General features: G+C 62.9%; 18 protein-coding genes. 9 read left to right on the top strand and 9 right to left on the bottom strand.

Going from position 1 to position 19,909, the window contains the following annotated elements; all coding sequences use genetic code 11:
• The first annotated feature begins 223 nt into the window (after positions 1 to 223).
• On the top strand, positions 224 to 1,258 hold the full coding sequence (locus tag CQ12_RS23060; RefSeq protein WP_057837591.1) for an amino acid ABC transporter substrate-binding protein: 1,035 nt from the start codon (positions 224 to 226) through the stop codon (positions 1,256 to 1,258).
• Between the two features lie 18 nt (positions 1,259 to 1,276).
• Positions 1,277 to 2,167, top strand: a complete 891-nt coding sequence (locus CQ12_RS23055) for a L,D-transpeptidase (protein WP_057837590.1) — start codon at positions 1,277 to 1,279, stop codon at positions 2,165 to 2,167.
• Between the two features lie 32 nt (positions 2,168 to 2,199).
• Here CQ12_RS23055 and CQ12_RS23050 read toward each other — a convergent pair whose 3' ends face one another.
• A complete protein-coding gene (locus CQ12_RS23050) occupies positions 2,200 to 4,413 on the bottom strand; it encodes a transglycosylase domain-containing protein (RefSeq protein WP_057837589.1) in 2,214 nt (737 codons plus the stop codon).
• Positions 4,414 to 4,558: 145 nt separating this feature from the next.
• Here CQ12_RS23050 and CQ12_RS23045 point away from each other — a divergent pair, with 145 nt between their 5' ends.
• The gene (locus CQ12_RS23045) at positions 4,559 to 4,984 is read left to right on the top strand and encodes a DUF1330 domain-containing protein (RefSeq protein ID WP_057837588.1); all 426 of its coding nucleotides are present in this window, start codon (positions 4,559 to 4,561) and stop codon (positions 4,982 to 4,984) included.
• Between the two features lie 278 nt (positions 4,985 to 5,262).
• Here CQ12_RS23045 and CQ12_RS23040 read toward each other — a convergent pair whose 3' ends face one another.
• From CQ12_RS23040 to CQ12_RS23030, 3 genes are all read right to left on the bottom strand, one after another.
• On the bottom strand, positions 5,263 to 6,489 hold the full coding sequence (locus CQ12_RS23040; RefSeq protein ID WP_057837587.1) for an ABC transporter substrate-binding protein: 1,227 nt from the start codon (positions 6,487 to 6,489) through the stop codon (positions 5,263 to 5,265).
• A gap of 280 nt (positions 6,490 to 6,769) precedes the next feature.
• The gene (locus CQ12_RS23035) at positions 6,770 to 7,993 is read right to left on the bottom strand and encodes an ABC transporter substrate-binding protein (RefSeq protein WP_057837586.1); all 1,224 of its coding nucleotides are present in this window, start codon (positions 7,991 to 7,993) and stop codon (positions 6,770 to 6,772) included.
• A gap of 123 nt (positions 7,994 to 8,116) precedes the next feature.
• Positions 8,117 to 8,479, bottom strand: coding sequence for a DUF1304 domain-containing protein (locus CQ12_RS23030; protein ID WP_157088415.1), 363 nt, complete (start codon positions 8,477 to 8,479; stop codon positions 8,117 to 8,119).
• A 108-nt stretch (positions 8,480 to 8,587) separates the two neighbouring features.
• On the opposite strand from CQ12_RS23030, the gene CQ12_RS23025 reads away from it, so the two are divergent.
• Positions 8,588 to 9,103, top strand: coding sequence for a methylated-DNA--[protein]-cysteine S-methyltransferase (locus CQ12_RS23025; protein ID WP_057837585.1), 516 nt, complete (start codon positions 8,588 to 8,590; stop codon positions 9,101 to 9,103).
• A 199-nt stretch (positions 9,104 to 9,302) separates the two neighbouring features.
• On the opposite strand, the gene CQ12_RS44085 is transcribed toward CQ12_RS23025, so the two are convergent.
• The 4 genes from CQ12_RS44085 to CQ12_RS23010 all read right to left on the bottom strand — a co-directional run bounded on the left by CQ12_RS44085 (position 9,303) and on the right by CQ12_RS23010 (position 12,741).
• Positions 9,303 to 9,500, bottom strand: coding sequence for a hypothetical protein (locus CQ12_RS44085; protein WP_157088413.1), 198 nt, complete (start codon positions 9,498 to 9,500; stop codon positions 9,303 to 9,305).
• A 329-nt stretch (positions 9,501 to 9,829) separates the two neighbouring features.
• Complete coding sequence (locus CQ12_RS23020) at positions 9,830 to 10,204, bottom strand: response regulator transcription factor (protein ID WP_057837672.1); 375 nt, start codon at positions 10,202 to 10,204, stop codon at positions 9,830 to 9,832.
• 105 nt (positions 10,205 to 10,309) lie between these two features.
• Complete coding sequence (locus tag CQ12_RS23015; RefSeq protein ID WP_057837584.1) at positions 10,310 to 10,978, bottom strand: response regulator transcription factor; 669 nt, start codon at positions 10,976 to 10,978, stop codon at positions 10,310 to 10,312.
• Positions 10,975 to 12,741 carry a PAS domain-containing sensor histidine kinase gene (locus CQ12_RS23010; RefSeq protein ID WP_245310094.1) on the bottom strand — a complete coding sequence of 589 codons (1,767 nt, stop codon included), beginning with the start codon at positions 12,739 to 12,741 and terminating at the stop codon, positions 10,975 to 10,977. The genes CQ12_RS23015 and CQ12_RS23010 overlap by 4 nt, the downstream gene beginning before the upstream one ends.
• A gap of 422 nt (positions 12,742 to 13,163) precedes the next feature.
• Here CQ12_RS23010 and CQ12_RS23005 point away from each other — a divergent pair, with 422 nt between their 5' ends.
• On the top strand, positions 13,164 to 13,451 hold the full coding sequence (locus CQ12_RS23005; RefSeq protein ID WP_057837583.1) for a hypothetical protein: 288 nt from the start codon (positions 13,164 to 13,166) through the stop codon (positions 13,449 to 13,451).
• Positions 13,452 to 13,519: 68 nt separating this feature from the next.
• Here the strand turns inward: CQ12_RS23005 and CQ12_RS23000 are convergent, their stop codons facing one another.
• Positions 13,520 to 16,315 carry a [protein-PII] uridylyltransferase gene (locus tag CQ12_RS23000; protein ID WP_057837671.1) on the bottom strand — a complete coding sequence of 932 codons (2,796 nt, stop codon included), beginning with the start codon at positions 16,313 to 16,315 and terminating at the stop codon, positions 13,520 to 13,522.
• Between the two features lie 197 nt (positions 16,316 to 16,512).
• Here CQ12_RS23000 and CQ12_RS22995 point away from each other — a divergent pair, with 197 nt between their 5' ends.
• The 4 genes from CQ12_RS22995 to CQ12_RS22980 all read left to right on the top strand — a co-directional run bounded on the left by CQ12_RS22995 (position 16,513) and on the right by CQ12_RS22980 (position 19,897).
• On the top strand, positions 16,513 to 17,487 hold the full coding sequence (locus CQ12_RS22995) for an aliphatic sulfonate ABC transporter substrate-binding protein (protein WP_057837582.1): 975 nt from the start codon (positions 16,513 to 16,515) through the stop codon (positions 17,485 to 17,487).
• A 204-nt stretch (positions 17,488 to 17,691) separates the two neighbouring features.
• Positions 17,692 to 18,546 carry an ABC transporter permease gene (locus CQ12_RS22990; RefSeq protein ID WP_083519436.1) on the top strand — a complete coding sequence of 285 codons (855 nt, stop codon included), beginning with the start codon at positions 17,692 to 17,694 and terminating at the stop codon, positions 18,544 to 18,546.
• Positions 18,546 to 19,331, top strand: coding sequence for an ABC transporter ATP-binding protein (locus CQ12_RS22985; RefSeq protein WP_057837580.1), 786 nt, complete (start codon positions 18,546 to 18,548; stop codon positions 19,329 to 19,331). Before CQ12_RS22990 ends, CQ12_RS22985 begins: the two co-directional genes overlap by 1 nt.
• Before the next feature lie 56 nt (positions 19,332 to 19,387).
• Complete coding sequence (locus CQ12_RS22980; RefSeq protein ID WP_057837579.1) at positions 19,388 to 19,897, top strand: OsmC family protein; 510 nt, start codon at positions 19,388 to 19,390, stop codon at positions 19,895 to 19,897.
• The last annotated feature ends 12 nt before the right edge of the window (positions 19,898 to 19,909 follow it).

Below are 19,909 nucleotides of genomic sequence, written 5' to 3'. Positions count from 1 at the left end.
CAGGGACCCATAACCACTGTCGGTAGTTGTTGCGAAGACAACTAGCCCTATCGCTCGCTCGACCGGTAAGCTGCGGCGTCCCTGCCTTCGCAGGGACGACAGGGGACTTCCAAACAGCCCATCCACCGGCCAACCAGACATTGGGAACCCTTCCGCTTGTGTTAGCCTACGGACGTCCCTTCGGCTGAAGGACGCCGAAGCCACCACCGCTCGCGAGATCCAAATGCCTGATTTCAAGAAACGGCCTGTGATCCTGCCGCTCCTCGCATTTCTGGCCTTCGTTCTCGCGGCCGGCCCTCCCGCCGGCGCGCAAACGTTGAAGGCGGTCAAGGAGCGCGGCGCGCTCAATTGCGGCGTCAGCCAGGGACTGCTGGGTTTTTCCAGTGCGGACGACAAGAACGCGTGGACCGGCTTCGACGTCGATATTTGCCGAGCCGTGGCGGCGGCGATTTTCGGCGATCCCGCTAAGGTGACGTTCGTGCCGCTCGATGCGGTCACCCGCTTCGCGGCGCTGCAATCGAACCGGATCGACGTATTGTCGCGCAACTCGACATGGACAATGTCACGGGAAAGTTCGCTCGGCCTGATGTTCGCCGGCGTTGCCTATTACGACGGCCAGGGCTTTCTGCTGCGCCGGGATGCCGGGATCGATACCGCCCTGCAGCTTGGCGGCAAGACGGTTTGCACCCAGACCGGCACCACCAGCGAACTGAATTTGACGGACTATTTCCGGGCCAACGACATGGCACTGAAGGTTCTGTCCCTCGGCACTGCGGAGGAAAGCCTAAAGGCCTATGACGATCGCAAATGCGACGTGCTGACTAGCGACGTTTCGCAACTCTACGCCGAGCGTCTCAAGCTGTCAGCACCCGACAGCCATATCATCCTGCCGGAAGTCATTTCGAAGGAGCCGCTCGGGCCGGCGGTGCGGCAAGGCGACGATCAGTGGTTCAATCTGGTCAAGTGGACGCTTTATTCATTGATCAACGCCGAGGAACTGGGCGTCAAGTCGGCGACGATCGACGATGCGGTGAAATCTCCTAATCCCAATATAAGGCGGCTGGTCGGCACCGAAGGCGAATATGGCGAACAGTTGGGCCTGGCTAAGGACTGGGCCGCACGCGCCGTCCGCGCGGTCGGCAATTACGGAGAGATCTATGAACGGAACGTTGGAACACAGTCCAGGCTCAGCATCCCGCGCGGACTGAATGCGCTCTGGACCCAGGGCGGAATTCAATACGCGCCTCCCGTGAGGTAGATATTCAGGGGGCAGATCATGACCGTGGATTATTACTCGCTGCTGATGAAAGCGATTGCAGGCAAGGACGCGGTCGCACGTGATCAGATCTACAAGGACGCCTTTAGCCTCATCACGAGATCTCACCTCACGCGCGAGGCTGCCTCATCTCATGCCGCAGCGCTCGAAGACGCCGTCCGGCGTATCGAAGATGACATTGCCGCCGAGGAGGCGAACTCCGCAGCGGCCATCAACGAAGTGTTGTTGACAGACCGGAACTGGAAACCGCTCGTTATCGGCGCCTTCGCGGTAGCTGCAGTCATCGCCTTGTCGGCGTTGGTCTACGGCTTCGTAGCGACGAAAGGCCCCGCCATCGTCTCAGCCAGCGTGAAGACGTCATCGCCGAACGCGCAGCGCGGGCGCGAAGACGTCGTGATGGCGGACTTGAAGCCCGGCGTCGATGGCGGCTCTTCGGGGGCAGTCCTGCCGTTTGCGCTGCAGCGGCAAGTGGTATTCTACCGCACCACCGTCGTTCCGGGCTCGATCGTGGTCGATCGGGAAAACCGCTTTCTCTATCTGATCGATGCCAACAATTCCGCGCGCCGTTATGGGATCGGAGTTGCCCAGGAGTGCCTGAAGGGGGGCAGCCTATCTCGCGTCATGAACAAGCTTGAATGGCCTGACTGGCGGCCTTCGGGCGCGAACACGAAGGAAGCCGACGCGCTGCTCGCGGCGGCCGGCCGTCCCGGCAGTCCGCTGGGAGCACGCGCGCTGTTGCTGGACAAGCCGGGGCTGCTGATTCACGGCACCAACTCACCCAAGACCATCGGCCATCTGGTCGCGTCCGGATGCATACGGCTCGTGAACGACGATGTCGAGGATTTGTACCGGCGCGTTTCGGTGGAAACGCGGGTCGTCTTCGCCAGCTAGCCGCTCATCGGGAAGCGCGGGGCAACGGTGCGCTACCGCCCAAACAACCGATCCACCAGCCAGCCATCCAGTCCCGCGGCCGCCTCCGGCCGCGCATTCGGATTGGGCGGCGGCGCTGAGCTGCGTGCCGGCGCTGGCCGGTACGAACCACCCTGCGGCGCTGATGGCGGCGGGGCGGCGCTGACCTGTGACGCGGTCTGGAACAGGTTCGACATGAAGCCGCCGCGTTGCGCGTTCGGCAGAAGTGCCACCGGCACGCCTTGATGGGCGGTGCGCATGAAGCGGGTCCAGACTTCCACCGGCAAGCCGCCGCCGGTCGCCTTCTTGGTCGGCGAGTTGTCGTCATTGCCGAGCCAGACGCCGGTAACGAGGTTCGCCGTGTAGCCAATGAACCAGGCGTCGCGGAAATCCTGGCTGGTGCCGGTCTTGCCGGCAGCCATCCAGCCCGGAATCTCGGCCTTGCGTGCGGTGCCCGACAGCAGCGTTTCCTGCATCATCGTATTCATCATCGCGGCATGGCGCGGCTCGATCACCTGGCCGAGCTGGTCGGGCTGTCGTGCATATAGCAGCTTGCCTTCATTGGTCCGGATCCTGGTCACCACATACGGGGAAATGCCGAGCCCGCCATTGGCGAACGGCGCATAGGCTCCGACCAGTTCGATAACCGAGACTTCCGAGGTGCCGAGCGCGATCGAGGGGTTGGCCTCGAGCTTCGATGAAATCCCGAGCCGGTGTGCGGTCCGCACCACGTTCTTCGGGCCGACTTCGAGGCCGAGCCGTACCGCGACCGTGTTGAGTGACATCGCAAGCGCCTGCGTCAGCGTCACCGCCCCGAAATATTCGTGGGTGTAATTCTCGGGCCGCCAGCCCTTCAGATCGAGCGGCGCGTCCTGCCGGATGGTTTCCGGCGTCAGGCCACCCTCGATCGCCGTCAGATAGATGAACGGCTTGAACGCCGAGCCGGGTTGGCGCTTGGCCGTGACCGCGCGGTTATACTGGCTGTCGGCATAGTTCCGCCCGCCGACCAAGGCGCGCACCGCGCCGTCGGGGGTCATCGCCACCAGCGCGCCCTGCGTGACGTTGAACTTCACGCTCTTGGCCGCGAGTTCGTCGATGATGGCGGCTTCGGCCGTGCTCTGCAGCTTCGGATCGATCGTGGTTTCGACCACGATGCTCTGGTCGATCTGGCCGACGAGGTCGTCGAGCACTTCGCCGATCCAGTCGGCGACATAGTTGACGGTGCCGGCGCCGGCCGGCTTTACCTTGTAGGAGGGATGGCCGATCGACGCCTTGGCCTGGGCGTCGGTGATGAATTTGCCCTCCGCCATCGCCGCGAGCACGATCTGAGCACGCGCTTCCGCACCCTCGGGGTTGCGGTTCGGCGCCAGCCGCGACGGCGATTTGACGAGGCCCGCCAGCATCGCGGCTTCCGCGACGGTAACGTTCTTCGCAGACTTGCCGAAATAGCGCTGCGACGCGGCCTCGACGCCATAGGCGCCGGAGCCGAAATAGACGCGGTTGAGATAGAGCTCGAGAATTTCGTTCTTGGAGTGCTTGCGCTCGAGCCACAGCGCCAGCTCCACTTCCTGCAGCTTGCGCGCCATCGTCCGTTCCTGGGTCAGGAACAGGTTCTTCGCGAGCTGCTGCGTCAGCGTCGAGCCGCCTTGCGAGACGCCGCGGTGCATGACATTGGCCACGACCGCGCGCGCGATGCCGACGGGGTCGATGCCGTAATGCGAATAGAAGCGGCGGTCCTCGATGGCGATGAACGCCTTCGGCAGATAGGGCGGCAGGTCCTTCAGCGCGACATTGGAGCCGGGCGCTTCACCGCGCGAGGCCAGCACGCTGCCGTCGAGGCCGACGATCTGGATGGTCGGCGGGCGCTTCGGAATTTCCAGCGACTGGATCGCCGGCAGATGCGCGCCGACCCAGATCACGACGCCGATGATGGCGATCGCAGCCCACAGGCCTAGCACCGCGCCCCAATAGACCAGCCGGCCGAACCTGAAGCGGCGCTTCGAGCGCCGCTTGGCACCGCTTTTGGTCGCGCGGGCTTTGCGCTCGCGCGGCGGCTCGTCGTCGTCCTCTTCGTGCTTGCGCTTCGGCACTGGCTTTTTCGGCTTGTCGTCGTCGTCGGTGGCGTCCGGAATGCGGTCCGCGGGCGTCAGACGCAGGTCCGCGAGCGCTGCCGGAAGCCCGAACAGCGGCTCCTTGCGTCCGCCGCTCTTTTTCCGTCCCCACGCCATCCCAAACGCCGTTCACACCCGTTCTGCTTCACGCTAGCGATGGCTGTTTAAGGGTCGGTTACGGAAAGGTTAATGCGGGATTAGGAGGTGCGGCGGAGCCGTATTAGGGTCGGTGCAACCGACCATATTCTCAGGGGAAATCTCCATGGGCCATATCGATCCCACGAAGGAAGTATTCGCGCAATTTCGGGCCAGCGACCGGCCGGGTCCGATCCACATGCTCAACCTGGTCCGACTGCGTGAGCAGGCCGCCTATCCTGACGGCCGCAAGGCCACCGGTGCGGAGGCCTATGCCGCCTATGGCCGGGAAAGCGGCCCGGTGTTCGAACGGCTCGGCGGGCGGATCGTGTGGCAGGGCAGGTTCGAGCTGATGCTGATCGGGCCCGAGGCCGAGCGCTGGGATCACTGCTTCATCGCCGAATATCCAAGCGTTGCCGCGTTTGCCGAAATGATCCGCGATCCCGTCTACCGCGAGGCTGTCAAGCACCGCCAGGCCGCGGTGGAGGATTCCCGCCTGATCCGGCATGCCGTGCTCCCGGTCGGCAAGACGTTTGGCGAGATTCCGACGTAGGGCATGCCATTTTCTTATCCTCCCCTGGAGGGGTCCGAGACGAGCGAAGCTCGCTCGTGGATCGGTTCGCATGAAATGCGAACCGAGGTGGGGTGATGGTCTCTCCGCGTCTGACAGTGTTTGTGTTGAGAGACTGTCACCCCGCCCCGTCTCACATGGCGCTGCGCTCCATGCGAGCCGACCCGCCCCCTCAAGGGGCGGGTGAAGCAAAAAAAATCGGCGGCCCCGAAGGGCCGCCGATCGCTTCCACCGCCGATCGTTTCGATTGGCTCGCTAGCCTAGCCCGCGGGACCCTTGTCCTCGAGGATCGGGCCGAACATCTCCCAACGTTCGCCGTTGAACTTCATCATCTGCAACTGCTTGTTGACGCGATAATCGTCCGGCGACGTGTTGGCGGTGATGCCCGGCAGCAGGAGATCGAGCTGAACGTTCTTCAGGCTGGTCGCCTGCTTCAACACGTTCTCGCGGGTCAGATTGTCGCCGCATGCCTTGAGCACATGGATCAGCAATTGCGTGGTCATGTAGCCATAGGAGTTGAAGCTCGAATCCTTGTCGCCGTCCGGATAGTACTTCGCCATGAACTCGAAATACTTCTTCATGCCCGGATCGTCCTTCCAGGTCGGGTCGAGCGGATCCTTGCCGTAGTTGACGCTGATCACGCCCTTCGAGGCTTCGAGCCCCGCCGGCTTCATGACGGCGCCAACCGAGGTGGCGTTGATATCGAGGATGTGCACCGGCTTCCAGTTGAGCTCATAAATCTTCTTGATCGCCTGCGCCGCCTGCTTCGGCGTGGTTGCCGAGAAGAACAGGTCCGCGCCGGCGTCCTTGATCTTGAGGATCTGCGAATCGATGGTCGGGTCGGAGACTTCGTAGGAGGCTTCCGCCACGATCATCTTCGCCGCCTTGTCGCCGAGGCCGGCCTTGATGCCGTTCAAATAATCCTTCCCGAGGTCGTCGTTCTGATAGAGCACGCCGATCTTGGCGTTCGGATGTTCCTTGATGATGTACTGGCCGTAGATGCGGCCCTCGACGAAGTAGTTGGGGTTGAAGCCCATCGTCCAGGGAAAGTTCTTCGGATCGGTGAACTTCGAGGCGCCGGTCGCAGCGAACAGCTGCGGCACCTTCTTGCTGTTGAGATATTTCTGCACGGCTGCGTTCGAGGGCGTACCGAGCAGCTGGAAGGTGAGCAGCACCTCATCGCTTTCGACCAGCTTGCGCACCTGCTCGACGGCCTTCGGCGGCGAATAGGCGTCGTCATACTGAATCAGATTGATCTTGCGGCCGTTCACGCCGCCCTGGTCGTTGATCATCTTGATATAGGCGGCCTGGGTCTTGCCGATGGTGGCATAGGCGGAGGCCGGTCCCGAAAACGGATTGGTCTGGCCGATCTTGATCTCGGTGTCGCTCGCGCCGGTGTCGTATTTCTTCTGCGCGGACGCTGTGGAGACCGACAGCGCCAATGCGAGCGCCGTGCCGGTGGCCAGATGGAAAAAACCCTTCCTCATATTGCTGTATTCCTCGTGTGTTTATGATTGAGCTAATGATCTTGCCCGGGGCTTGAGCCCGGCGGATGCCATCGCTGCCACGATAGTGGCGGAAGCGATATTGCATTGCAAGACGCGTCGGTAGTCGACGAAAGGTGCAGGTTCCGCCTGCACAAAAAGAATCCAGTTCGCCGTTTGCCTCGAATTAATGCAAGAGCGAGGCCCACCGTTCGGGGTTGGCAATCTCATATTCCAGACGCGGTGCACGCCGCACCGCGTCCGGGATACAAAGAACCAGAGCCTAACCCGCCGGGCCGGCATCCTCGATGATCGGGCCAAACAGTTCCCAGCGCTCGCCGTTGAACTTCATCATCTGCATCTGCTTGTTGATGCGATAGTCGGTCGGCGAGGTGTTGGTGACCATGCCGGGCAGCGACAGGCTTCCGGAGAAGTTCTTCAGGCTGGTCGCCTGCTTCATGATGTTTTCACGCGTGAGATCGTCGCCGCATTGCTTGAGGATATGCACCAGCAGTTCCGCGGTCGAATAGCCATACGTGTTGACGGTGTTGAGCTTGTCGCCCTCCGGGTAATATTTGTCCATGAAGGCGAAATAGGCCTTGATGCCGGGATCGTCCTTCCACTGCGGATCGCCGGGATCCTTGCCGTAGTTGGTCGAGATGATGTCCTTGGAGATATCGAGGCCGGCAGGCTTCAGCGTCGCCGACACCGGGCTCGCATTGATGTCGAGGATGTGAACCGGCTTCCAGCCGAGATCGGCGGCTTTCTTGATCGCCTGCGCCGCGAATTTCGGCGTCGAGGCGTCGTAGAGCAGGTCGGCGCCCGCCGCCTTCAGCTTGACGATCTGCGAGTCGATCGTCGGGTCGGTCAGTTCGTAGGAGGCTTCCGCGACGATCATCGTCGCCGCCTTGCCGCCGAGCGCCTCCTTCAGGCCGGTGAGGTAGTCGCGGCCGAGATCGTCATTCTGATACAGGATGCCGATTTTCGCGTTGGGATGGTTCTTCAGAATGTACTGACCGTAGATGCGCCCCTCGGACTGGTAGTTGGGATTGAAGCCCATCGTCCACGGGAAGTTCTTCGGATCGGTGAACTTCGACGCGCCCGTCGCCGCCAATAGCTGCGGCACTTTCTTGGAGTTGAGATACTTCTGCACGGCTGCGTTCGACGGCGTGCCGATGATCTGGAAGGTCAGCAGCACCTCGTCGCTTTCGACGAGCTTGCGCACCTGCTCGACGGCCTTGGGCGGCGAATAGGCGTCGTCATACTGGATCAGGTTGACCTTGCGGCCATTGATGCCGCCCTGCTCGTTGATCATCCGCATATAGGCCGCCTGCGTCTTGCCGATGCCGGCATAGGCGGACGCGGGGCCCGAGAACGGAACGGTCTGGCCGATCTTGATCTCGGTGTCGGGCGCGCCGGTATCGTATTTCTTCTGCGCGACAGCCGGGGAGGCCAGCGCGAGCGCAACCGCAGTGCCTGCAATCAGATGAAGAACGCCACGTCTCATGTCGCTACTCCCTTATGTTGGCCGATGATCCTGTGCCGGTCATCCGTTCGGATCGCCTGCGTCATCGTTGCAAGGGAGTGTGGCGGAACGGTTTTGCCAATGCAAGGCAGCGAGGAGGGATGCTCACGCCAGCCAGAGCAGGACCAGGGCGAGCGCCGCAGGCGCCGCCTGCACGTAGAGAATCCGGCGGCTGACGGTCGCCGCGCCATAGGCGCCGGCCGCGATCACGCAGAGCAGGAAGAACACCTTGATCTGGAACGCGAAGGCTGGATTGGGATGAACGAGACCCCAGACGAGGCCGGCTGCGAGGAAGCCGTTATACAGACCCTGATTGGCGGCCAGCACCTTCGAATCCGTTGCCTTCTCGATGGTGTTGCGGAAGATCTTCAGGCCCAGCGGCTTGTCCCAGAGAAACATCTCCAGCACCAGAAAGAACCCATGCAGCGCGGCGACCACCGCGACCAGAGCGTTGGCGATGAAGATCATGTGCGGTCCCCCAACCGGCAGCGGAATTCGGGTGGACGCTAGCACGCTACGGGTGAAAAGTGCGGCATGCTCCGCGGATATTTTTCGCTCCGCGGATATTTTCAGGGAATGACGATGGCCGAACACTTCAATCTCGACCGCCTGCCGACGCCGATCGGGACCGCGCTGCTGGTGACCGACGCCGACGGCCTGCTCCGCGCAATGGATTGGGAAGACTATGAACCGCGCATGATGCAATTGCTGCGGCTGCATTATGGCGTGGTGCATTTGAACGATGCGCAGGCGCCACGCGACCTGCGCGTGGCCTTGACCGGCTATTTCAAGGGCGATCTCGACCGCCTCGTCGCGATTGAATGGCGCGTTGCCGGGACGCCGTTCCAGCAGAAAGTCTGGCACGCGCTGCCGAAGATCGCAGCGGGGACGACGATGAGCTACGGCGCGCTTGCCGCAAAGCTCCTGATGCCGCGCGCCGTTCGCGCGCTCGGCCACGCCAATGGTTCGAATCCGATCAGCGTGGTGCTGCCCTGTCACCGCCTGATCGGCGCCAACGGCTCGCTGGTGAAGTATGGAGGCGGGCTGGAGCGCAAGCGCTGGCTGCTCAGGCACGAGGGCGTCGAGATTTAATGCTGGAAACAGGAGCGGCTGATCGGCCGGGCGAGTTGAAATGGCGCCGGGGGTGTCAGCCGTCTCAGATCAATCGCGGTCAGGGCGAGCGTTTCGCATGTCCCGCAAGATATAGATGAACACGACCAGCAGGGGTCCCCATGCCAGCAGCGCGCCGATCAGCATCGCATTTACCGTCGCCAACATGGTTCCTCCGCGCTTATCGGCTGGAGCAGTAGTCTCTGCGGCCCGCAACTGCCGGCACCTGGTAGAGCCATTTCCAATAGGTCCGGTTACGCTCCAGTTGGCGCTTGTAGAGGTCGCGGCAACTCGTCGAGCAAAACTGCTGGAAGTACCAGCTACGCCGGACCAGTCCGAAGGGACGCTTGCATTCCGGATTTCCGCAACAATTACTCATGACGCGACCTCCGCATTTGCACGCCGGATCCAGCGAATGAAATTCTCGTGACCTTTGTCGAGACAGAAGCGTCCGCAGTAGCGTTCGCGTCCTGGATTTCGCAGAGCAATGATCTTGGGGTCCTCGCAGTCACATTCGGTGCAACGCGGTTCTGTACGCATGGCGACCTCCTTCTGAGGAATTGCCACTTGCCGAATTAAAATGTGTGATGCTGTGCGTCCTCCGTTCCTCGAAGGACGCGCGGAGTTTTGCGCCGTCGGTGGATTATCTTCAATTCGTCTAGATGTTTGGCGCGGTCATCCTTACGTATGAAGGGCTTGCACCCGGGCCTATCCGGTTGCGGACCGGCCGTTTGACGCCAGCGCGGCTTCGAGGCACTTGATCAGCGTTTCTCCATCGAACGGCTTGCTCAAGAAACAGGTTGCGCCCGCCTTCATGGCGCGGTCGCGGTCGCTTTCGACCGAGAAGGCCGTGACGAAGATGAACGGAAACCTGTACCCGGTGGCGAGTAAATGAGCCTGCAGGTCGAGCCCGCTCATGGCGGGCATTCTGATATCCGTTATCACGCATGACGTGTCATTCAGGCACGGCGATCGCAGGAATTCCTCGGCCGACGCAAATGTATTCACGACGTAGCCGAGCGACCGGACAAGATTATGGGTCGCGGCTCGAACCGATCCGTCATCGTCGATGATTGATATGATCGGGTTGGACAAGGCAATCCTTTGTGGAGACGACCAGAGGGTGTGTTTTGCTGTGCCGCCGCGTAGGGGAAGAGTGCGCTGCAAATCAGGGCGGGAAAATCATACTTAGGTTTGCGGCTGGCCGGACGGGGGGCCGATCTCGAGCAGCTCGGCCATCCTCACCAGGTCCGGCAGCGACTTCGCCCCCATTTTCCGCATGATGTGTCCGCGATGGATCTTCACCGTGATCTCGGCCAGGCCTATTTCGGCTGCAATCTGCTTGTTCATGAGCCCCGTCGTCACGAGCGCCATCACCTGCCGCTCCCGGGGAGTGAGGGTCGCGAAAAGCTCGTGCAGGTTCGAGAGAACCTTGGCCTCATCGCGGCTGTTGCGGTCGCGTTCGATTGCCGCGGTCACCGCATCCAGCATGTCCTGATCGCGGAACGGCTTGGTCAGAAAATCGACGGCCCCGGCCTTCATGGCGCGGACCGTCATAGGAATATCGCCATGACCCGTCATGAAGATGACCGGAATTTGAATGTCGGCCTTGGCGAGTTCGGCCTGAAAGTCGAGACCGCTGAGGCGGGGGAGCCTGATGTCGAGGATCAGGCAACTGGGGACATTAGGAAGCTTGCATTGCAGAAACTCGTGAGCCGAGCCGAACGCCTCGACGCGCAGCCCCACTGACCGGAAAAGACTGCTCAGCGACTCACGCACCGACGAATCGTCGTCGACGACAAAGACGATCGGGTCCTCGGCGCTTGCGAGGGAAGGCGATGTCCGGCGCCCCGTCATGGCGTACCCTCCTGATCCAGTGGCAGGGTGAAGTGGAATGTCGCGCCAGGGCCGCTATTCCCAGACGCGGACAGCCGTCCGCCGTGAGCGCCGACGATGGAGCGGCAGATCGACAGGCCCATTCCCATGCCGCCGGATTTGGTGGTGAAGAACGCGTCGAACAGCCGGTCGGCATTTTCGGCGGCGAGCCCGACGCCGCAATCCTTCACCGTTACCATGATTTGCCCGAGATCGTCCTGGCATGTCCGGATCACCAGTTCCCGCGGTCGGTCCATGACCGGCTGCATTGCCTCGATGCCGTTGACAACCAGGTTCAGTATGACCTGTTGCAGCTGGACCCGATCGGCGACGGCAAGGGGGAGAGCGGGGGAGAGTTCCAGCCGCAACGATATCCGGTGGTTCAGCAGTTCGTGCTGCACCAGGCTGATGACCTCGTTGATGACGTCGTTGATGTTGAGGACGGCTTTCTGATCGGGAGCCTTGTTCACCAGCGCGCGGACGCGCTGGATCACTTCGCCTGCCCGGTTGCCGTCCTTGATGATCGACTCCAGGGTCCCGCGCGCTTCCTTCAGATCGGGAGGTTTGCGGTCGAGCCAGCGCCGGCAAGCCGCGGCATTGGTGACGACGGCGGCGAGCGGCTGGTTCACCTCATGCGCGATCGATGCGGCAAGTTCGCCGAGAGCCGTCACGCGCGTGACATGCGCGAGGGTCGCCTGCGCTTCATGCAATTCCATCTCGGCTCGCTTGCGGGCGGTGACATCGGTCACCGCTCCGACAAATTCCACCTCGCCCGACGCACCCATTACGGCGCGTGCGGTGGCGTGGACATGTTTGACCGATCCGTCGGGCATCAGCAATCGATACCCGTGCGCGAAGTCCTTTCCGTCCCGGGACGCTCGGTCGATGGTCTGCTCCACGCGCGCGCGATCATCCGGATGAACGCGCTGAAAGATGGTGGCATGCTTGATGGAGGGGGCCTTGTCGTAGCCAAACATTCTGAATGTTTCTTCCGACCAGATGACTTCGCCGCTGGCGATGCGCCAGCCAAAGCTGCCGGTGCGGCTCAATCGCTGGGCTTCGGCCAGATACATTTCACTCTGCCGCAGCGCATTTTCAGCCTGCTTGCGTTCCGTGATGTCCTCGCACGCAATCAGCACGATCAACCGGCCGTCCAGCCGCCGCACGGCCTTGGCGTTTTCACGAACCCAGAGCGCTGAACCGTCCTTGCGAACCTTGCAGATCTCCCAATTGTGGGGTTGGCCGATGTTCTCCAGGCATACGGCGACATTGCTCTGGGCGGCGCGCTGCTCTTCGGCAGGAAAGACCCTCAGTACGGACTTTCCGAGCAATTCGCTGACGGAGTAGCCAAGCTGTGCGGCGCCGAACGTGTTGACCGACAGCACGGTCCCCGTCGCATCGACCATGAAGTACATCACCGGGTTGTGCTCGAACACCTCCTTCCATTGCGCCTCGCTGTTGCGCAGCGTCTCGGTCGCGCGCGCTTCGGCGCTCATTCGTCCCTGAAGCATGGCTTCCATCTGCCGCCGGGTGCGGCCCACCCGGCCCATCAGGATCAACGAGGCGGCAAGCGCAGCGATCAGCAGCGCGAGAGCAGCGAAATGAGGAGCGGCCATCGGGGTCGGACCGAGTAGCAGCCAGATACCGGCTACCACTCCCAACGCCAGCGCCATGCTGCCGAGCAGCCATTGCTCGGCCGAGCGCCAGGACTTTATCGTCGGCTCACGCATCATCAGCACGGACACTCGGCCATCCCCGAGCGGCGCTGCGTCGCTAGCTGTTCGCAATCATCAGCGGCGACAACGTCGCCCTCCTAACTGGCTGGATGTTACCAGCTTTTCGAATGTGCGAACGGTAAAATCGGCTGTTCGCCCGTGCCTTCCCCACCTCCGGACGCGCGATCTTCCGTCGCATGCGGCTCAGGCTGACTAAACCTCCGTATGATCCGGTCAACCGAAAAGAAAGTTTGGAATCAACCTCCGTTCAATGGCCCATTCCTTCTCGATGATTACGCTGACTGGTGAACCGGATGGCGGCTAAACGCCGGTATTGCCATGCGGGAAAAGTGTCGCGGAAAACCCATCGATCTGACGTCTTGCCGGTCGCAACCGTCGCTGTTGTCAAACCCGATCGTTCAGGGATTGCCGACTGAACTCTGGGGACTGACATGCCGAAACCACGCCTGCAGTTGATCCTTTGCTCCGATGACATCGGACCCGAAGCAAGGCGGCGGAGATCCGGCCGCAGCTTCAGACCTTCCGTGATCAACGGTGGCAAGCGGGCAATTGCCGTGCCGGCAGGGGACCCGTGGCAAGCCTGGCTCGAACTGTTCGACCTGGGTGTTCTGGTTTCCCAGACAAATTATCTCGCCTTCGTGGCGGCGAGCTTGGCGACACTCGAGTCTCAAGGCTGGGCGGAGCGAAGCGAAACCCGTCGCCACGTTCACCGGCATTGATGGGTATCGCTTCGCTCCACCCATCCTACAAGACTGTGGCCGCGTCATTGCAATGACGGAGACAGCGACTACGCCGCCGGCTTGGCGACGTTGTCCTCGCTGGATAGCAGGTGGATCAGCGCGCTCTTGATCGCGGCTTGCCGGGTCGGCGCGGTGATCTGGGCGCCGAGCAGGTCGGTGACGTAGAACACGTCGCGGGCGCGTTCGCCGAAGGTCGCGACATGGGCGGAGGCAATGTTGAGGTTGAGCTTCGAGATCGCGGTGGTGAGCTGATACAGCAGGCCCGGTCGGTCGAGGCCGGAGACCTCGATCACGGTGTAGCGGTCCGACCATTGGTTGTTGATGGTGACCTCGGGCTCGACCACGAAGGCGCGCACCTTGCCGCGATTGGCGGCCTTGCGCGCCACCACCTCGGGCAGCCGCAATTTGCCTTCGAGCACGTGCTCGATCATTTCGCCGATGCGGGTTGCGCGCCGTCCCTCGTCCTCGTCGCGGTCGTATTCTCTCGATATCGCGATGGTGTCGAGCGCGCGGCCGTCGGTCGTCGTGTAGATCTGCGCGTCGACGATGTTGGCGCCGGCGGAGGCGCAGGCGCCTGCGATGATCGACAACAGCCACGGATGGTCGGTTGCGAGGATCGTCAGTTCGGTGACGCCGCGCGCCTCGTCGAAGCCGACATTGATCGCGAGCTGATGCCCGGCCTGTTCGCTGGCGCGGATGAAGCGCGCCTGGCGGATTTTTCGCGGCAAATCGACCTTGAGCCAGTAGGCCGGGTAATGCCGGGCGATATAGGCGTTGAGTTCCGCTTCCGGCCACTCGGTGAACGCGGCGCGGAATTCCGACTGCGCCACGGCGATGCGCTGCGCGCGGTTCACTTCCGAGAAGCCACCGGTCAGCACCGGCTCGGTTTCGTAATACAGCGTGCGCAGGAGCTGAGCCTTCCAGCCGTTCCACACGCCGGGGCCGACGCCCCTGATGTCGGCGGTGGTCAGGATGGTCAGCAGCTTCATCTGCTCGACGGATTGCACGACCGCTGCAAAATTCTCGATCGTCTTGCGGTCGGAGAGGTCGCGCGACTGCGCCACCGTCGACATCGTCAGGTGTTCTTCGATCAGCCAGGCCACGAGCTCGGTGTCGGCGGCGGAAAAGCCGAGCCGCGGGCACAAGCGCCGCGCCACCCTGGCGCCCGCGATCGAATGATCCTCCGGGCGTCCCTTGGCGACGTCGTGCAACAGCGTCGCGATATAGATCACCGCGCGATGCTCGGGCTGAATCTTGCGGAACAGGTCGCTTGCGACCGTGAACTCGTCGTTGCCGCCGCGCTCGATTTCCTGGAGAAAGCCGATGCAGCGGAGCAGATGCTCGTCCACCGTATAATGGTGGTACATGTTGAATTGCATCATCGACACGATCTTGCCGAAGGCGCGGATGAAGTGACCGAGCACACCGGTCTCGTTCATCCGCCGCAGCACCGTCTCGGCATCGTTCGAGGTCAGGATCTCCATGAAGAGACGGTTGGCTTCCGGGCTCTCCCGAAGCTGGGTGTTCACCAGTTTCAGCGAGCGCGTCACCGTGCGCATCGCGTCGGGGTGGAAGGCGAGATTGTTCTTCTGCGCCAGATGGAAGATCCGGATCAAATTGACCGGGTCGTGCTTGAAGACGTCGGGCGCGGCGAGGTTGATGCGGTTGTTGTCGATGATGAAGTCGTCGCTGTCGGGCACCCGCCGCCGCTTGGTGCCCGGCCGCAGCCGCGCCACCATGCGGCTCAGGACCGGCGCGGGCTTGGCCTGCTCGTCTTCCAGCTTGGCGCACAGGATCGCGGTGAGGTCGCCGACGTCCTTGGCGACCAGGAAGTAGTGCCTCATGAAGCGTTCGACATCCTGCATGCCGGGATGGGATGTGTAGCCTAGCCTCACCGCGATCTCGCGCTGCATGTCGAACGACAGCCGCTCCTCGGCGCGCCCCGAGACGAAATGCAGATTGCAGCGCACCGACCACAGGAAATCGGCGCAGCGGCGGAAGGTGCGGTACTCCTGTGCGTCGAACACGCCGCGTTCGACCAGCTCGTCGGTCTCGCGCACGCGATAGACGTATTTGGCGATCCAGAACAGGGTGTGCAGGTCGCGCAGGCCTCCCTTGCCGTCCTTGACGTTGGGCTCGACCAGATAGCGCGACTGCCCGGCGCGGCGATGGCGTTCTTCGCGCTCGGCGAGTTTGGCGGTGACGAATTCGGAAGCCGTGCCCTGCACGACGTCCTTGTCGAACCGCGCGACCAGTTCGTCATAGAGCGGCTGGTCGCCGGTCAGAAAGCGCGTCTCCAGGATCGCGGTGCGGATCGTCATGTCGCCGCGCGCCTGGCGGATACATTCGTCGACCGAGCGCGTGGCGTGGCCGACCTTCAATCCCATGTCCCACAGGCAATACAGAATGGCTTCCGCGACCTGCTCGCCCCAGGCGGTCTGCTTGTAGGGCAGGATGAACAACAGATCGATGTCGGATTCCGGCGCCATCAGGCCGCGGCCGTAACCGCCGGTGGCGACCACAGCCATGCGCTCGGCGCCGGACGGCACATGCGAGCGATAGAGATGCCGCGTGGCAGCCGAGTAGAGGATGCGGATGATTTCGTCCTGCATGAAGCACAGCCGCTCGGCGCAGCGGCGGCCATGGCGGTCCTTCAGCAGCACGGCCTGCGCGGTGGCACGCGCCGCGATCATCTCGGCCTTCAGGAGTTGCGCCAGCGCCGAGCGAAACACGTCCTCGCGGCCGGCGTGTTTCTCGGCGAGGGCATCGACCGCCGCGGTGACCCGCGCGGTATCGAAACGGTCATCCGCCCCGGGGCGGTCTTCAGTCACGACGCTGTCCATCATCTATCCCGATATCGGACGGCGCAGAGCCTGTCACGGATGTTTGTAAGGCGAGGGCAATTCTATGCTGGATTCCGAGCCGCTTGGGCAAAGCTATGCTTGCGCCGTCGCATTGACGGTATGTATTTTCTCGTTGCGTCGCAATCTAACTTATTGAAGATAAATGATGTTTTTCAGTGCCTCAGGGGAGAGCGACCATGCTCAGGATTTCACGGCGCGCAGTGGCTACGGTCATCGCGCTATCGACCTTGCTGCCCGGCGCGGCCTTTGCCGCCGACCAGCTCAAGGAGATTCGCATCGACTGGGCGACCTACAATCCGGTGTCGATGATCCTCAAGCAGAAGGGATTGCTGGAGAAGGAGTTCGCCAAGGACGGCATCAGCATCGTCTGGGTGCAGTCGGCCGGTTCCAACAAGGCGCTCGAATTCCTCAACGCCGGCTCGATCGATTTCGGCTCGACCGCGGGCTCCGCGGCGCTGGTCGCCAAGATCAACGGCAACCCGATCAAGTCGATCTACGTCTATTCGCGCCCCGAATGGACGGCGCTGGTGACGGGGAAGGATTCCAAGATCGCCAGCGTTGCCGACCTCAAGGGTAAGCGTGTCGCGGTGACGCGCGGCACCGATCCGCACATCTTCCTGGTGCGCGCGCTGCTCGGCGCGGGGCTGACGGAAAAGGACATTACCCCGGTGCTGCTGCAGCACGCCGACGGCAAGACCGCGCTGATCCGCGGCGACGTCGATGCCTGGGCCGGTCTCGACCCGATGATGGCGCAGGCCGAAGTCGAGGAGGGCGCCAAACTGTTCTTCCGCAAGGCCGACGCCAATACCTGGGGCATCCTCAATGTGCGCGAGCAGTTCCTGAAGGACCATCCCGACACCGTCCGCCGCGTGCTCGCCGTGTACGAGGAGGCGCGCAAATATGCGCTGGCCAATTACGACGACCTGAAGAAGACCTTCATCGGCGTGACCAAGCTGCCGGAGGCGGTCGTCGACAAGCAGCTCAAGGAGCGCACCGAACTGACCCACAGCCGGATTGGCACCCCGCAGCGTGAGTCCATCCTCGCCGCGGGCCTCGCTTTGCAGGAGGCCGGCGTCGTCGACGCCAAGGTCGACGTGAAGGCAACGCTGGACGCGCTGATCGACGACCAGGTCCCGCTGCCGACGAATTGATCCTTTGCTTACCCGCCCCTTGAGGGGGCGGGTCGGCTCGCATGAGCGCAGCGAAATGCGAGACGGGGCGGGGTGACAGTCTCTCCACCCGGGCGCTGCTGGACGTGGAGAGACCGTCACCCCACCTCGGTTCGCATTTCATGCGAACCGATCCTCCCCCTCCAGGGGAGGATGTTGCATTCCTCTGCGAGACGCGTTCTTGCTATGACTATGTCTGCTGAACTCCACGTGACCCGCGAACGCGCTGACGCGATCGCCGCACCGCCAGCCTCCGCTCGCCTGCGCCGTTACGCGCGTCCGGCGCTCGGCCTGCTGCTGCCCCTCGGCCTCGCGCTGTTCTGGGAGCTCTGGGTCTGGCTTGGCTATTCCAACGGCCGCCTCGTGCCGCCGCCGACGAAGATCTTCGCCACCGTCATGGAACTGGCGAAGAGCGGCGAGCTGACGCGCCATATCACGGCGACCGTGTCGCGCGTTGCCGCGGGCTTCGGCCTCGGCGTCGTCGCTGGAACCGTCCTCGGCGCCATATCCGGCTACTGGGGCCTGGCGCGGCAGTTGCTCGATCCGACCGTGCAGGCGCTCCGCGCGATTCCCTCGATCGCCTGGGTGCCGCTGTTCATCCTGTGGCTCGGCATTTTCGAGACCTCCAAGATCGCGCTGATCGCGGTCGGCGTGTTCTTCCCGGTCTATCTCGGCGTGATGGGTGCGATTCTCGCCGTCGATCGCAAGATCGTCGAGGTCGGCCGCATCTTCCGCCTCTCGGGCCCGGCGATGATCCGCCGCATCCTGTTGCCCGCAGTGCTGCCCGCCTATGTCGTCGCGCTGCGCGTCGGCCTTGGTTTGGGCTGGATGTTCGTCGTCGCCGCCGAATTCATGGGCGCCTCCGAAGGGCTCGGCTATCTCCTGATCGACGGTCAGCAGCTCGGCAAGCCGGCGCAGATCGTGGCGGCGATCGTGATCTTTGCGATCCTCGGCAAGACCACCGACTGGCTGATCGAAGTTGCCACCGCGCCGCTATTGCGCTGGCAGGATGCGTTCGGCCGCCAAAGTGGAGCCGCCTGATGCTCGCGCTCGACCGGGTCGGCAAAACCTATCCCAACGGCGTCCACGCGCTGGAGCGCTTCTCCGCCAGGATCAAGCCCGGCGAGATCGTCGCCATCATCGGCGGCTCCGGCTGCGGAAAATCAACGCTGCTGCGCGCCATCGCCGGCCTCGACCGCGCCAGTACGGGCACGGTGACGCTCGACGACGCCGCGATCACGGCGCCGCATGCAAAAATCGGAATCATCTTTCAGGAGCCGCGACTGCTGCCCTGGCTCAGCGTCGCCGACAATATCGGCTTCGGCTTGTCGGATCTGCCGGCCGATATCAGGCGCGAGAAGGTGGATCGCGCGCTGACGCGGGTCGGCCTTGCCGACAAGGCCAAGGCCTGGCCGCGCGAACTCTCCGGCGGGCAGGCGCAGCGGGTGGCGATTGCGCGTGCGCTGGTGCCGCAGCCGGAAGTGCTGCTGCTGGATGAGCCGTTCTCCGCGCTCGACGCCTTCACGCGGCGCGACCTGCAGGACCATCTGCTCGACCTCTGGAAGGACACGCGGCCGACGCTGATCCTGGTGACGCATGACGTCGACGAGGCCGTGGTGCTGGCGGATCGCGTGCTGGTGATGCGGCCGCGGCCGGGCCGGCTGTTCGAGGTGATCAATGTCAATCTGGCGCGGCCGCGCGACCGCGCCTCGCCCCTGTTCGAGAACTTCAAGCGCCATGTGCTGACCGCACTCGATCGCTCGCTCGACCGCAACATCCCCGACGCTGATCCAAAATCGATGGCCGGCGAAGCGATGTGGTGGTGACATCGGCGCAGTTTCGCACTAAATCCGGCAGGCCAACGAAAATCCGGGAGAACAAGATGGATGCCGCCGAACTCCGCGCGATGCAGGCCCCGATCAAGGAACGCTACAAGTCCGATCCCTCCGCCGCCGTCATTACCCTGAAAGCCAAAGGCTCGATCGACAATGAAGGCATCGCCTGCAAGGTCGAGACCGGCCGCGCGCTGGCGGTCGCCGGGCTCCATCCCGCCACCGGCGGCTCTGGCCTTGAGCTGTGCTCCGGCGACATGCTGCTGGAAGCGCTGGTGGCTTGCGCCGGCGTCACGCTGAAATCGGTTGCCACTGCCGTCGAAGTGCCGCTCAAGACCGGCATCGTCATCGCCGAAGGTGACCTCGATTTTCGCGGCACGCTCGGCGTCGACAAGGAAGCCCCCGTCGGGTTCGAAGAAATCCGCCTGCGCTTCGAAGTCGGAACCGACGCGCCGCAGGACAAGCTCGATCTGCTGCTGAAGCTGACGGAGCGTTATTGCGTGGTCTATCAGACCATCAAGAACGGCCCCAAAATTTCGGTATCGATGAAGCGGGTGTGAGGCGCGGCTTCT

Source organism: Bradyrhizobium jicamae (assembly GCF_001440395.1).
Taxonomy (GTDB): domain Bacteria; phylum Pseudomonadota; class Alphaproteobacteria; order Rhizobiales; family Xanthobacteraceae; genus Bradyrhizobium; species Bradyrhizobium jicamae.
This window is presented reverse-complemented; position numbering and strand designations above follow the sequence as displayed.

Bases quoted from the DNA above. Each gene is read 5' to 3' on its own strand.
- CQ12_RS23025 (WP_057837585.1), top strand. From the start codon at position 8,588: ATGACGATGGCCGAACACTTCAATCTCGACCGCCTGCCGACGCCGATC.
- CQ12_RS23005 (WP_057837583.1), top strand. From the start codon at position 13,164: ATGCCGAAACCACGCCTGCAGTTGATCCTTTGCTCCGATGACATCGGA.
- CQ12_RS23030 (WP_157088415.1), bottom strand. From the start codon at position 8,479: ATGATCTTCATCGCCAACGCTCTGGTCGCGGTGGTCGCCGCGCTGCAT.
- CQ12_RS23055 (WP_057837590.1), top strand. From the start codon at position 1,277: ATGACCGTGGATTATTACTCGCTGCTGATGAAAGCGATTGCAGGCAAG.
- CQ12_RS23060 (WP_057837591.1), top strand. From the start codon at position 224: ATGCCTGATTTCAAGAAACGGCCTGTGATCCTGCCGCTCCTCGCATTT.
- CQ12_RS23000 (WP_057837671.1), bottom strand. From the start codon at position 16,315: ATGGACAGCGTCGTGACTGAAGACCGCCCCGGGGCGGATGACCGTTTC.
- CQ12_RS22985 (WP_057837580.1), top strand. From the start codon at position 18,546: ATGCTCGCGCTCGACCGGGTCGGCAAAACCTATCCCAACGGCGTCCAC.
- CQ12_RS22980 (WP_057837579.1), top strand. From the start codon at position 19,388: ATGGATGCCGCCGAACTCCGCGCGATGCAGGCCCCGATCAAGGAACGC.
- CQ12_RS22995 (WP_057837582.1), top strand. From the start codon at position 16,513: ATGCTCAGGATTTCACGGCGCGCAGTGGCTACGGTCATCGCGCTATCG.
- CQ12_RS23015 (WP_057837584.1), bottom strand. From the start codon at position 10,978: ATGACGGGGCGCCGGACATCGCCTTCCCTCGCAAGCGCCGAGGACCCG.
- CQ12_RS23035 (WP_057837586.1), bottom strand. From the start codon at position 7,993: ATGAGACGTGGCGTTCTTCATCTGATTGCAGGCACTGCGGTTGCGCTC.
- CQ12_RS23045 (WP_057837588.1), top strand. From the start codon at position 4,559: ATGGGCCATATCGATCCCACGAAGGAAGTATTCGCGCAATTTCGGGCC.
- CQ12_RS44085 (WP_157088413.1), bottom strand. From the start codon at position 9,500: ATGAGTAATTGTTGCGGAAATCCGGAATGCAAGCGTCCCTTCGGACTG.
- CQ12_RS23040 (WP_057837587.1), bottom strand. From the start codon at position 6,489: ATGAGGAAGGGTTTTTTCCATCTGGCCACCGGCACGGCGCTCGCATTG.
- CQ12_RS23050 (WP_057837589.1), bottom strand. From the start codon at position 4,413: ATGGCGTGGGGACGGAAAAAGAGCGGCGGACGCAAGGAGCCGCTGTTC.
- CQ12_RS22990 (WP_083519436.1), top strand. From the start codon at position 17,692: ATGACTATGTCTGCTGAACTCCACGTGACCCGCGAACGCGCTGACGCG.